The organism is Pseudomonadota bacterium (assembly GCA_030859565.1).
Taxonomy (GTDB): domain Bacteria; phylum Pseudomonadota; class Gammaproteobacteria; order JACCXJ01; family JACCXJ01; genus USCg-Taylor.
On record JALZJW010000109.1, the window covers coordinates 1 to 13,326 of the forward strand.

The 13,326-nt window shown below is 60.0% G+C and carries 12 protein-coding genes and 1 pseudogene; 1 reads left to right on the forward strand and 12 read right to left on the reverse strand.

The genetic code is table 11. From position 1 onward, the window contains the following. The 12 genes and pseudogenes from M3436_14995 to M3436_15050 all read right to left on the reverse strand — a co-directional run. The coding region (locus M3436_14995) for an integrase (protein MDQ3565371.1) at nt 1-214 on the reverse strand (214 nt) is incomplete at its 3' end. A gap of 248 nt (nt 215-462) precedes the next feature. After that, a complete protein-coding gene (locus tag M3436_15000; GenBank protein ID MDQ3565372.1) occupies nt 463-732 on the reverse strand; it encodes a DUF4224 domain-containing protein in 270 nt (89 codons plus the stop codon). Between the two features lie 107 nt (nt 733-839). Then, entirely contained in the window at nt 840-1,247 is a 408-nt protein-coding gene (locus M3436_15005) for a kelch motif-containing protein (protein MDQ3565373.1), read from the reverse strand. A 436-nt stretch (nt 1,248-1,683) separates the two neighbouring features. Then, complete coding sequence (locus M3436_15010; protein MDQ3565374.1) at nt 1,684-1,932, reverse strand: type II toxin-antitoxin system RelE/ParE family toxin; 249 nt, start codon at nt 1,930-1,932, stop codon at nt 1,684-1,686. A gap of 16 nt (nt 1,933-1,948) precedes the next feature. Beyond that, nucleotides 1,949-2,176: a ParD-like family protein gene (locus M3436_15015; protein ID MDQ3565375.1), complete on the reverse strand. Its 228-nt coding sequence runs from the start codon at nt 2,174-2,176 to the stop codon at nt 1,949-1,951. Between the two features lie 911 nt (nt 2,177-3,087). Further along, entirely contained in the window at nt 3,088-4,107 is a 1,020-nt protein-coding gene (locus tag M3436_15020; protein MDQ3565376.1) for a succinylglutamate desuccinylase, read from the reverse strand. Then, the gene (locus M3436_15025) at nt 4,104-5,579 is read right to left on the reverse strand and encodes a glutamate--cysteine ligase (protein ID MDQ3565377.1); all 1,476 of its coding nucleotides are present in this window, start codon (nt 5,577-5,579) and stop codon (nt 4,104-4,106) included. Before M3436_15025 ends, M3436_15020 begins: the two co-directional genes overlap by 4 nt. Nucleotides 5,580-6,200: 621 nt before the next feature. Then, complete coding sequence (locus tag M3436_15030) at nt 6,201-6,521, reverse strand: hypothetical protein (GenBank protein ID MDQ3565378.1); 321 nt, start codon at nt 6,519-6,521, stop codon at nt 6,201-6,203. A gap of 265 nt (nt 6,522-6,786) precedes the next feature. Next, nucleotides 6,787-8,148: a sigma 54-interacting transcriptional regulator gene (locus tag M3436_15035; GenBank protein MDQ3565379.1), complete on the reverse strand. Its 1,362-nt coding sequence runs from the start codon at nt 8,146-8,148 to the stop codon at nt 6,787-6,789. After that, entirely contained in the window at nt 8,138-8,701 is a 564-nt protein-coding gene (locus M3436_15040) for a hypothetical protein (protein ID MDQ3565380.1), read from the reverse strand. The genes M3436_15035 and M3436_15040 overlap by 11 nt, the downstream gene beginning before the upstream one ends. 64 nt (nt 8,702-8,765) lie before the next feature. After that, nucleotides 8,766-10,157, reverse strand: coding sequence for an ATP-binding protein (locus tag M3436_15045; GenBank protein ID MDQ3565381.1), 1,392 nt, complete (start codon nt 10,155-10,157; stop codon nt 8,766-8,768). Nucleotides 10,158-10,802: 645 nt separating this feature from the next. After that, nucleotides 10,803-12,276, reverse strand: a pseudogene (locus tag M3436_15050) (MFS transporter). Nucleotides 12,277-12,515: 239 nt separating this feature from the next. Here M3436_15050 and M3436_15055 point away from each other — a divergent pair. After that, on the forward strand, nt 12,516-13,265 hold the full coding sequence (locus M3436_15055; GenBank protein MDQ3565382.1) for an ATP-binding cassette domain-containing protein: 750 nt from the start codon (nt 12,516-12,518) through the stop codon (nt 13,263-13,265). Nucleotides 13,266-13,326: the final 61 nt, after the last annotated feature.

The window sequence follows — 13,326 nt, forward strand, 5'->3', positions numbered from 1 at the left end:
CATGGTCTTCGACGTAGATGTCGCGCCCGCTTTCCTTGTGTCCCTGGACGCCCTGACAAGGATTGGGCTTGTCGGTGTAACCCCACTCGCGCGCCTTGTTCCATATATGACTGAAAAGAGCCTTCTCACGGTTTGCACGGACGGGAGCTTGCTTGCGCGAGTCTAGGTACTGGCGAATATGCACTGGCTGGATTTGCTCCAGGCGGATTATCAAAAAATTTGTAAAGGCGCGAGATCTCCCGTAGGTTATCTTTTTGGGTCGCCGGGGACTTGGTGGGCACTACCTCGCGTAGGTAGCGCTCAGCGACATAGCGAAAGGTGATGATCTCTAGGTGGCCAGGTTTGGCATCAGTCTCAAGCTCAGCCCACTTTTTTATTGCGATCGCGTAATCCGAACCGAGGGGAATCTCACGGCGGGGCCGCTTCCCTGTGTCGTAATAGTAGAAAACTCGCCCGCTCGACTTAATCCGTGCCCGCATTCGCGGTGGCAAATTGAGGTTCTTGTAAGGCCTTCTGCCCATGTCTTTGAACTACAATTTTCCTTACTGCTGAGTGCCAAACTCCGGTGTTTTTGTCCGAGTCTGTCTTTCGCTCTTCGACAGCCGCCCGGGTAACGACTGGTCGTCCGCAAGCATTAACGTGAAAGGGAATGCCACTTTCCCGCAGCCAATCCACTTGACGCGACTTACGTCGCTTGCCAGTAAGTGTAGCAATCTCGTCCCGAAGGTCCATGAGCAGTTCTTGCAGAACCTTCAAAGGTGAATGTCTGGATAGTGCGGATGGCTGTGTAGCAGTGGCTGGTGTACGTGGAAATGCGTGCGTCGGGTCGGCCTCAACCCTCAGCACTCTTCTGCGAAACAGCGGGTAAGCGGGTCCGCGGCCGGATCATAGATCTCCACCGTCGCGAGGGTCCTTGCGAAGCCATCGAATCCTCCGATGACATACACTTTGCCGTTGAGCACCGATGCGGTGACTTCGGTGCGGGGCGTTGGCATCTCCGCCTTTTGGATCCACGCGTACGTTCGTGCGACACCTTGCCTTTCGATCGTCTGGGGCGCGCTGGTCGCGGGTTGCACGCCCATGCCGCGGACATAGAATAGATGAGCGCCGACGACCACCCCGAGGAACAAAATCGCGCCGTACCACTTGGTCTTGCCGCCGAGATTGAAATATTCCTCGGGCGTGAATGCCCGGCCGTCCTTATCGAGCCATCCTTCCTTGCTCTTGAAGGCGCCTTGGCCGATCACCTTATGGAAATCGAGGGGTAGTAACCGCGAATGGAATATAGATGAACGGTAGGTTGAAGAAAGGAGGAGGAAAGGAGCCGGTGACAACTGCGAAAGATTCTCACATGTCTACGACCCCTTTATGTTTTGATGCCGAACCGGGCGCAGATTGAATTGCGGGCGAGCGATTTGAAGTCGCTGTTACCCGAAGGCCATCGGGCGCGGATAGTGGACAGAAACAGTATAAGCACAAAACTTGAAGGGGCCCCGTAGGCCTGGCGCCTCTAATCCCGATGTTGGGCGACAACCTCATAGCTCGAACTCGCTCGGCGGTACGCCGGACTGACGAATGATGGGGCAAGTCTCGCCCTGGTGGCAATGTCTAGCTCTGGGCAGAGGGAAACATAGCCATCTCCTACCTGTGGTGCGCAACTATTCCCGGCCCATCGAAAATTGATCATTTAATGTCACGATAGAAGTTTTCATGTACCCCTAATGCCAGTAAAAGACGTTGCGTCGGGTCCCACTCATATGCCAATAACATTTGCTGGCCGACAACATCAAATTTGTAGACGTACACGCCAGCCAAATCTCCCTTCTTAACATCCCCCAGCAGAGGGTCCTTAACAACGGCTCGAATAGCATCATCTACCGCCGCCTTCTGGTTAAGATGCAATTTCTTATACTTTTGCTTGAAAGCAGGCATCTGCCGGACCGCAATATTACGCACGTCCACCCTCGAGTTCGAAGGCTTCGGCCAATGACCGATCGCTGAGCTTACTGATTAATACGTCGCGTACGAACTCAATCGGCAAGTCAGGATTGTCAAGGGCGCACTTACCGAGGCGAGCCCAATACTCAATTTGCTGGGGAACGGAGCGACACTCGGCCGTTGCGACACGCTTCGCATCCTCGTAAATGTCCTCGTGTATACGGATGGGGATACCCATACTCACCTCCTCAGGTTAATAGGTAGTGCCACAATTGTAGCATAATGCGACGTTAGTAGTGCATTCTACGCAGGCAGGAATGTGGTGGGAGGCCCGGCCGCGACGTGCAGTTTTACCGCACCGGATGTTGGTCCGCAAAACCGATGCGGTACGAAGCGAAACAAGGGCGTTACGAGGCGATATTTAACGATATTGCAGACCGGAAACTCACCTAAGATATTGAATATAAACGATTCTATCAAGGACTGAAAATCCCTGTGTCGGTCGTTCGATTCCGTCCCTGGCCACCCATAAAAACAATAAGATACGTTGTTTTCTACCGGAGCTGCGCGCCAAAACATGTAGCATTTTCTTGTTCGAGCGCTCGACACTCCAGGCGAAAACGCGGGAATCATAACGCGACGGCTTTGGGGTGTCACGTGCCCTGTACTAGGGAACCGGCATGGGACAGTCCTGAAACCTCCTTAGATTAGGTTGCTAAAAGCACTTCTCTAGTGATCCTCGAAGTAGCCGGGATTCAAACATGGCGAGACTCTTGTCGGGCGAGAACAGAGCTCTCCGGTCCACTGAGCCAAAAATTAAGGTCGTCTCGCGAAACGTTGGCAATCGCGTGACCCATTTGACGATCGATCTTGAAACCGAGGTGTTGCGTGTAGAAAGCGATGGAACGGTCAACGTCATTGACGAAATACCTGATTGCTGCGATTTCCCGTAATTCCAGGGGTGAGTTAAAGGAAGAAGCGGTCACCACAGTCCCTTATTGGTGTAGAGCCGGCGACTTGAATCGGCACGTGCGTCTGCGCTGCGGCATTTTCGCAAAAAGCGTCCGTGTTTACTACGATCACAAAAGGTGGAGGGCAAATCGGGGCAACGGGATCGCCAACCGAGCTGTCGAGTTCGGCTCCGATCCGTCACCGCTTCTGCATGGCGTAGAACAGGCAATCGCTGCGCGCGATCGCCGCAGACACGGTCATCATGACCGGCACCATCGCGCGCCGGATGCGCACGAGCCCATCCGCGCTCGTAAACAGCTCAGCGCTCACCTCGACGCCGTCGCCGCCGCGGGCATCGAACGGCCACATGCCCGGAGGCCCGAGCCATCCGAGCACGATGCCGGGCTCGACCGGGTCGAAGTTGTGGCGGTCGATGTCGCTGCGCACCGTGAGGTTCGCTCCCTCGACCGGAGCGTCACCGAACGCGAGGCGCACGTCGGGGTGGATCCTAACGCGAATGGGACGATGCAGGATCTCCATGACCTGCCACCGCTCGGCGCGCACGCTCAGGTCTTCGACCGACAGATAGCGCTCGAGGCCGGCGAGCGCGACCGCGTCGGCGACCGGGTCCTGAGCTCGCCCGCATTCGACCACGATGCTCGCCGTGAAGCGCTCGGTCGCTTCGATCAACGTTCCGAGCCGCAGATCGCTCAGCATGTAGCGATCTGCGAACAGGCCCGTGAGGCCCAGGTGAGCCGCATCCGCGACCGTGCCGACGCCGTACGCGGGGCTGCGCCCGCTGTTGTTGTGCAGGTCGACGAGTGCCTCCGGTCTGGCCGCCTCGAGCCGCTCGATCAGCTCCCGCGCGCGCTCGCCTTCGATCCCCCCGAACGGCGGCGCGAAGCAGCGGTTCGCATCACGGGCGTGCGGTAATGCGCGGTGCGACCACGGAGGCGCGGCGAGCGCGGCCTCGACCGAGCCGATGTAGAAGACAGCGTCGGTTGCGGGCGCGACGCCGGAGCGGAGCCAGGCGTGAACCGCGCGGATGCCGCTCGGCTCGTTTCCATGGAGCAGGGTCGTGACGATCCGAGTTCGCGTCCGGTCGCGCCCGGGAACGCGCAGCAGCGTGGCGCGATCGAGTTCGCGCAACCAGTGTTCGACGCTGCCCGGCAGGTGCGCGAGGCGCGCCTCGTCCAACAACTGGATCCGCCGCGTCATGGGATCGGCCAGGTATGCACCGGCGCGCCGAGCTCGGAGTGGTCCAGGTACTCGCCGAGCATGCGCGCGAGCGCCTCCTTGCGCCCGAGCTTGTCATCGAGCGCGGCGAGTCGGCTGCGCTGCCATTGCGCGCCGGTCTGTCCGGTGCTGGCGCGGCGCCCGATGATTTCCAGCAGCCGATCGCACTCGCCGGCGTCGATTTCTGCGTGCAGGAGCCCGCGCTGGGCGACGGGCAGGAGCTCGTGCACGAGTTCGCGCGCGCCGATCGCGAGCAGCCCTTTACCCTGCGGCCAGAGCAGCTCGGCGGCGAGGCCGTGTTGCGCGGCGCGGTAGAAGTTGCACTCTGCAACCTCGAAGAGGACGGAATCGAGCAGCGCGGGGCTTCGCGACAGCTCGAGCGCGAGGCCCACGAGGAACGCCGCGCTCGCCATCATGTCGGCGACGGTCGGCCCCGAGGGCAGCGCGCGCATCTCGATGCGCAGATGGCCGCCTTCCGCCGGGTCGTAGACGGCTCGGTTCCAGCGCCACACCGTGCCCTGGTGAAGCCGCAGCTCGCCGAGCAACGGAATGCCACCCGCGCGCGTAACGGCGACCGGGTCCTCGTTGCTCATGACCGGCAAAAGCGGCTCGTGCAGCTCGACGCTCTCCTCGAACAGCTCGCGCGCGCCGCGCTTCAGCCAACCGAGACCGAAGCACACGCGCGGCACGCCGCGCCGCGGCCCGTGGTTGGGCGGACGATCGTCGACGGCCTGCTTGAACAGCGCTACGCGCGTCTCCTCCCACAGCCGGTGGCCGAGGAACGTCGGCGAGTTGACCGACACGGCGAGCGCCGGTGCGGTGGCGAGCTGCACGGCGTTGTACACCGCGGCGAACTCGGAAGGGTTCACCCGCAGGTGGATCTGAAGGGAGGTGTTCGCACCTTCGTAGGTGACGTCGTCGCAGTGGATGTCGAGCGGGTCCTCGCCGTCGATGCGTACGTGGAAGGGCTCACGCCGCAGGCGGCGGATGCCGGTCGACAGCGCGCGATAGCGCGGCAGGTTAGTCATCGCCGAGGACTCCAGGTCTTCGGCCGTGAGCGTCGGCAAGATGCCGGTCAGCGCGATGCGCGCATCGTGCGTCCTGGCGATGGCGCGCAGGCGCGTCAGACACTCGTCGAGCTGCTTGCCGAGGGAGGAGAACGGTGTCCGCGCCAGCGCGATCGGGAGCGTGTTGCACTCCAGGTTGAAGCGGTTGAGCTCGACCGTGATGCGCGGGTCGCACGTGTCGGCGAGCACGCGTTCGTTGATCGGCCGCGGGCGGCACGTTGCTCCGACCATCGACATCTCGAGCTCTGCGCCGAGCGACGGCGCGCCGACCCCGAAGCCTTCTCGCGAAAGGAGTTCGGCGAGCGCCCGCATGTCCTCACGCAGACGCTGCGAAAAGCGCGCGTAGTCGTCTTCTTCGAAATGATCTCTATCGATGTTCAGGCCCAAGCTCGCATCCTGTGTGAACGGGATAGGACATCCAACGCGGTGCGTAGATTTTACAAGCACGCGTCAGGATATGGAAAGTGGCAGATTGCGCACCCACAGGGGTGGATTGAGGCCGCTGGCGGGCGACGGAGCAGCGGCAAAGCGTGGTGATGGGTGCTTCGGGGGCTCGCGGTGCTTTCGCTCAAGGTCGAGCTGATCCCACTGATCGAGCAGCTCTTCCCGGGCGGTTCGGATTGATCTCTCTACGAATGGGTGAGAGCAAGGTACAAAAGGTGTGGAGTGACTCTCTTTCCTTGGAGTCACTCCATCATCACTCCGAGGTCACTGCATCGATCCCTTACTCTCTGAAGGGGAAGTGTCAGGTGCAGTCGGCGCAGTGCCCTGATCCGAAGTGTTCTTTTGCCAGTCGGGTGAGTCCCCGCAACCGGCCATCAGCAACGCAACCAACGCCGCGGTTGGGATCAGTAATTGGTTCATGTGGTACCTCCGTTTTGCCTAGCTTACCGCTTACCGTCGTCTAGCTTGTTTGGTGCCCTGGACGACCCGCCCGCAAGGCCGTCAGATTACGGCCCGGGCGGGTCGGTCCTTCCCAGCAGCGAGACTGCCGGATCCAGAGGCGGTTTAGCTGCCCTCGCCTTCGCTCTTAGGCACGATGGCCGCATATTCCTCTTGACTCAACAGGCCATCGGTATTCGTGTCGGCCTTGGGGAACACATCGACGAGGGGCGGAAAGGCCGCGGCTTCCGAAGCGCTGATAGCTCCATTGCGGTCCACGTCCAGTTCGTTAAACTCAGGGACCGCCGCTGCCGATCCTTCGGGTGTTGTCGACTCTTGCGGAATGGCACTCGGGTTCACCGGGTCCATCTGCTCTTCTGCCATCGCTAAGCCGGAGCTGCACAGTAAGACGACCGCGGCAGGAATAAACGTAGTGGTTAACTTCATGGTGACCTCCTTAAAAGTCAAGGTTCAGTTTTTTTTCACAACCGGCGGGCGACGCCGCCTCAAGAACACTTGTGTCAAACCGTGTACCAGGTCCCGGCTTCTCTAAAGTTCTGTTGTGCATTCAAGAGGATAGAAGAATCCTTCGGCAGCGAAACGGCGGCCGCGTGAGGATCGAAGTGTGGCTGGCCGGCCATAAGCCGAGGCCCTGAATTCGACAACTGGCTGATAATTCGAGACAACCCAGGTGTGTCCCCGTGGACACGCCCTAGTCCGAGGCGCGAAACCGATCGGGATCTAAGTCATAGCGGCGCAGCAACTGATAAAACTTGCTACGCTCGCGGCGGGCGAGGCGCGCGGCGTGGCTCACGTTGCCCTGCGTGGTTTGCAACAGTCGCACGAGGTATTCGCGCTCGAAGCGTTCCCGAGCGTGAGTCAACGAGAGCGTCTCGGCCGGTTTCTCGCGCAGGGCCGATTGCACCAGGGAGGCGGGGATGATCGGGGTGGTAGCCAGCGCGAGTGTTTGCTCCACGATATTCTGCAACTGCCGCACATTACCTGGCCAAGGTGCCTCGATGAGGAGTTCCATGGCCTCGGGCGCGAATCCTCTGACCCGCTGTTCGGCGTCCCCTTGAAGTTTGTTCCGGAAATGGGCGACCAAGAGCGGGATGTCTTCGCGGCGTTCTGACAGCAGCGGGATAGTCAGCCTCACGACATTCAGGCGGTAATAGAGATCCTCCCGGAACCGGCCGTTCGCGACTTCCTGCTCCAACTCGCGATGGGTGGCCGAGATGATGCGGACGTCCACGGGCAGGGTGCGCGTCGACCCCACCGGCCGCACCTCTTTTTCTTGCAAGGATCGCAATAGCTTCGCTTGGACGCCTTGCGGCATGTCTCCGATCTCGTCCAGAAACAACGTCCCGCCTTGGGCTGCCTGAAACAGGCCTTGGTGGTCGCGGATCGTGCCGGTAAAGGATCCTTTGTTGTGTCCGAACAGCTCGGATTCGAGGAGCGATTCGGGGATCGCGGTGCAATTGACAGGAACAAAAGGCCGACCCGTCCGGCGGCTGGCCCGGTGGATCGCGCGGGCTAGCAATTCCTTTCCGGTGCCGTTTGCCCCCTGAAGCAGCACACTCGCCTCCGATTGGGCGACTTGCCACACTTGGCCGAGTAGTGCCTCCATGGCAGCGCTGCGGGTGAGGATGTCGCGCCGCCAGTGAGAGTCCGCTAGGTCGGTTTCCTCCGGTTTACGCGTGGCGGCGGCAATGCGCAGGGCTTTGTTGACCCACTCGAGCAGCTCTTTGCTGTCATAGGGTTTGGTCAGGTAACCGAAGACGCCGCGCTGGGTTGCTCCCACGGCGTCGGGGATCGTCCCATGCGCCGTCAAGATCAGCACCGGGAGGGTGGGGTGTTGCGCGTGGATGAGCGCAAACAGAGCCATTCCATCCATGCCCTCCATACGCAGATCGGTGATCACGAGCTGGGGCCTAAAGACACATAGGCGCGCTAAAGCCTGCTCGCCGCTCGCGACAGCCTCGACCTCATAGCCAGTCGTGGTCAGGCGGATCCGCAGCAAGTGCAAGAGTCCCGGATCATCGTCGACCAACAGGATCCGCGCTTTATTCGACATCGTCTAAAGGCAGCGTTGGCGGCCTTTTCCTCTCGGTGATGGTCTTCTCGATCGCCTTGATGGCGTTCAGTTGCCGTTGCAGGGTCCGGTGCTGAATCTGTTCGGCCTGCCACCGCTGCTGCAACCGTGCGTAGGCCTGATCCTGCGCGTCGCGTTCGTCGAGAAGAACGAGGAGAAGCTCCGACAAGCCCAGATACTCTTGAGGGACGCGCCCGGCAGACAATCGGCGGAGCAGCTGACGGGCCCGGGCTTCGTCCTGGAAGCTTGTTTTGGGAAGCAGTAACAGCAGTCCCAGCCGCAGCTGCTCCAAGGGGCTATATTCTCGGGCCAAGATATCTTCCACGCGCCTGAGCTCGTGCTTATGTGCCTCCTGAGACTGTGCTCGCAGCCATCTCACATAAGCGAGGAGTGAGGACACATCGACCTTTGCCTGCGGGCCGTTACGCACTAGCCCTAAATCCAGAGTCGACAATTGCCCTGACGGCGGGGTAGTGCCTGCGTGGCGTTCGACCACCGAACCAGTCGTGCCGCAGCTGCTCAGCAAGAAGACCATATGAACGATAGGTATCACTAAGCGGGCTCGACAGGCGCTAATCATGGCGACGACCGTCCTCGATCTAGGGTTTGGTTTCTTCCAAGGGCAAGATGACCCGCAACCTGGCTCCGCTGTCCGCAGCGTCCACATCTACCACCTCGATACTGCCTTGGTGCGCCTTGACGAACTCCTGGGCAATGGCAAGGCCTAGGCCCGTGCCTTTGAGGTTCCCACTCGGCGCCGCGCGACCCTGGTAGAAGGGATGGAAGACCTTATCGCGTTCGTCGGGAGCAATTCCAGACCCTTGGTCCTGGACCTCCAGCACCACCTTCCCCGCACGGGACCGGAGCACGATCCGAATTTCTCCGCCCTCTGGTGAGTATTTTATCGCGTTGGACAGCACATTATCTAAGACCACGCGGAGGCGCTCGCTATCCCCGTTCACCGAGGCTGAGTCGAGCAGCTTTTCCACCCGCAAGTGTTTCGCCCGCAGCTCTACCGTCTGGCCATCGATGACCTCTTCGACCAAGCGGCCGAGGGGGATCGGGCGGTTGTTAAGAGACAGATCCGAGGCCTGGGCAATAGCGCTGAAATTCAGCAACTCGTCTATCTGCCGCTGCAGCTCGATGCTACTCTGACAAAGGATCCGCACGATCTCGGCCTGCGCTGTGTTAAGCTTGCCCACTGCTTCGTCGACCAGCAGCTCGGCCCCCTCGCGCAGGGCAGCGAGCGGGGTCTTCAGCGCGTGGGAGACGTGGCGCAGGAACTTGGTCTTCTGGCCATCGAGATCCAAAAGCCGCACCCGCAACCAATCCAGCTGCCGCCCGAGTTCCTCCAGGTCTCGCGGCCCGGTGCCTTCCTCGACGGGCGCCGACCAGTCCCCCTGTCCGAGTCTACGTATCGTCTGCTCGAGCCGCCGCATCGGTCTCGCAATGAGGACGGTACCTACTACCGCGATCGCCACCACCGCAAGGATTACGGCAGCCGCCTGCCAGAAGAGCAAGTGCTGCACGCCAGCAGCCCCTGCCCGCATGGTTTCCACCTCGCGCCCGATCGTCTTGCTGGTCTTAGAGACGATGGACCGGGCATGCTGGCTCAGGGAGGCGAGCTGCCCAAGTGCCCGCTGCAGTGCCGGGGGATCAGAGCTCGAGGTGCGCAGAATCTCATGGAAGCGCTGCTCTTCCGCCACCAGCTCGTTCAGCCTTGCGCGCTGCGAGGCATGGAGATCTTGTTGGCCAAGTTGGGCGATCGACTGCTTTAATCGATCCCGCTGCGTGAGGTAAATTTTATATAGGCTAGGGTCGCCTAGCGATTGGAACTGGCGAGCGTTGCGCTCCAGCGCCGTGACCTCTTCGAGCAACATCCGGCCGGCCTCGACACTGCGCACGGTCTGTACTACCGCCTCCCGACTCTGTATCGCCAGACGGTCTAAAGCCATCTTCGCGCTGATCAGCACCAAGATCAGCGGGAGCACGATCAGGGAAAATACAATGAGGAGCAGCTGCTGTACGGAAGCTGGTCGGTAGAAGCTTGACCTCCGGCTCATGATGTTAAACGGGCCTCCGTCTCAGAGGTTGTGAAAAAACCTACTGCGCTCGGGATCTCGCGTTCCGGCGGTGCTCGGAATCCTCATGTATTTCAGCATACACTCCGGTTCCTGCGCTCCGGCGGAACGCGACCTCCCTTCGCTCGCGACGGTTTTTTCACAACCTCTCTCAGTAGAGCTGCCGTGCTAGCAGCTCTTTTTCGCGGATCACCTGGTGATAGATTTCGACCGAGTTCTCAATAGTATGGTGGAAGTCATCCCGATTCATGATGACCTCCGACCCTGCCTTTCAATAGCAAGGCTTGGAAATTTGTCTATCCAATCGGCAACCGCTGTGCCATACGTTCAAATGTCTGGCGATGAGCGTTCATTTTCAGGGAGATAGACTATCGATCTAGGGCGCAGCGAAAGGCTTCACGGGCGACGCTTCGGTTAAGGTTACTGATGGGTCGTGTAATTCCGGCGGTACGGCGGCTCGCCGCACTGCGGCTGAGCACACAGCGTCCGTTGTTGTCGCCAGCAAATGGATGCGGAGATGGAACCCCATTTGAGCGCAACGGCCGATCCTCCATCTCAAACGTGAGGTCCTTCGGCCGCGCCGCTCTCATTCCTGCACCTCAGTGAGCGGTCGAGCAATATCTTCGAGGCTTTTGCGCTCGGCATCCACTCCGATCCACGCTTCGATCAGTCCTGCGGCGATCATGAGAATGGCGCCGATCAGGTAGCCGATGAGTACGTTTGCGGCCTCGGCGGACTCAATGAGATTCCCGAATATAAGCGGCCCTGCGATCCCGCCCACGCCAGTCCCGATCGCGTAAAAAAGAGCGATCGCGATCGCTCGCGTCTCGATCGGAAAGATTTCGCTGGCGGTCAGATAAGCCGCGCTCGCTCCGGCCGATGCGAAAAAGAACACGACCATCCACGCCGCGGTTTGAGTCAACGGAGTCAGTGCGCCTTCAGTAAAGAGATAACCTGTGATTGTCAACAACACTCCGGAAAGAATATACGTTCCGGAGATCATCACGCGCCTTCCCACCGTGTCGAACAGTGGTCCGAGCAGCACGGGTCCGAGGAAATTGGCGATAGCGAACGGAATCAGATAGAGCGGCGCGTCGCCCGAGGGAACACCATAAAATGTAGTCAGCACCAGAACATAAGTGAAAAAGATGGCGTTATACAAAAAAGCCTGGCCGGTAAACAGCGAAAAGCACAACAGGGAGCGTTTCGGGTAGAGCGTGAACAGCGTTCGCGCGATGGTGACGAAACCGATCGTCTCGCGCGGGCAAATCGTGATCGTCGTTTGCGGTTTGGGAAGCGGCCTGCCCGATTCCGCCTCGATCCTTTTTTCGATTGTAGTGACCAGCTCTTCGGCCTCTTGTTTGCGACCGTGGATAAATAGCCAGCGCGGGCTCTCCGGGACGTTGCGGCGCACGAGCAGGATGCCGAGCCCGAGTATCGCGCCCAGACCGAAGGCGAACCGCCAACCGACATCGGCGGGGAAAATACTCGTATCGAGCAAGACCACTGAAAGCGCGGCGCCGAAACCGGTGCCGATCCAGTATGAGCCGTTAATCATGAGGTCGACCCGCCCGCGCACTCGTGCGGGAACTAGCTCGTCAATGGCGGAGTTGATCGCCGCATACTCGCCGCCGATTCCGGCGCCGGTGAGAAAGCGAAAGAGGTAAAACCACCAGGCGTCGAACGCGAACGCGGTCAGCGTGGTCGCTGCAAGATAAACCGCGAGCGTGATGAGAAAGAGTTTTTTGCGCCCGTAACGGTCAGTCAAATAGCCAAAGAACAATGCCCCGGTGACCGCGCCGGCAATGTAGATCGCAGCCGCAAAACCGATCTGAGACGCGGAAAGCACAAGCCCGCTGCCAGGCTCGGTGATGCGCCCCGCGACAGCACTGACGATGGTGATCTCCAGCCCGTCGAGGATCCACACCGTTCCGAGACCGATGACGACGAGCCAATGCCAGCGCGACCAGGGCAACCGGTCCAGCCGCGCCGGCACTTGGGTTTGGATAGATCTGCTCGAATCACTCATGGGTCGCTAGTGTAGCGTCTCTGAAATACCTATACAGTCACCAATCCGTCGATACCCCCTTCGTCATTCCCGCGGAAGCGGGAATCCAGCGTCTTTTGTGGATTCCGGGTCTCCGGCGCTTCGCACCTTCGCCCGGAATGACGGGGCAAACGCGACCCGTTATTTACGAGACACTACGCTAGCGTCGCGCTTCTTCGTCGATGTGCCGTACATTATCATGGCTGTCCATTGGGGGCCGCATGATATCGATCGAGAACATTTCGAAAACCTTCGGCGGGCAAGCCGCGCTGCTGCCGACGACGCTCACGTTCCAAACGCGAGCGACGACGGTGTTGATCGGGCCGAGCGGCTGCGGCAAATCAACCTTGCTGCGGCTGATTGCAGGTTTGATCTCGTACGACAGCGGGCGTATAGCAATCAACGGAGTCGGGCTGACTGCCGGCAACACTGACAAGGCGCGTCACGCAATCGGCTACGTCATCCAGGACGGCGCGCTTTTTCCGCACTTGACCGCGCAGCAGAACGTCAGTTTGCTTGCGCGTTTTCTAAAACGCCCCGCGAATTGGATCGCTGAGCGCGTCGAATTCTTGTCCGCGCTGGTAAACATTCCTAAGAATGCGCTCGCGCGCTATCCGCAGCAGTTGTCGGGCGGGCAGCGCCAACGCATTTCACTCATGCGGGCGCTGATGCTTGATCCGCCGCTCATGTTGCTCGACGAACCGCTCGGCGCGCTCGATCCCATCGTCCGGGCCGAGCTGCAAGCTGAGTTGAAAACGATATTCAACGAGCTTGGCAAGACTGTCGTCTTCGTCACCCACGATATGAACGAGGCCGCGTATTTCGCCGATGAGATTGTGCTCATGCGTGATGGCGGGGTCGTTCAACACGGAGCGCTCGACGATTTGCTCAAGCGTCCGGCCGATCCTTTCGTGCTCGAATTCATTCGCGCCCAGCGCTCGATCCTCGCCGAACGGATGGCTGAAATGTGATGCGCACCATGGTTCGTCATTCTGAGAGATTGAAAGAACCGTCGCGAGCGAAGGGAGGTAG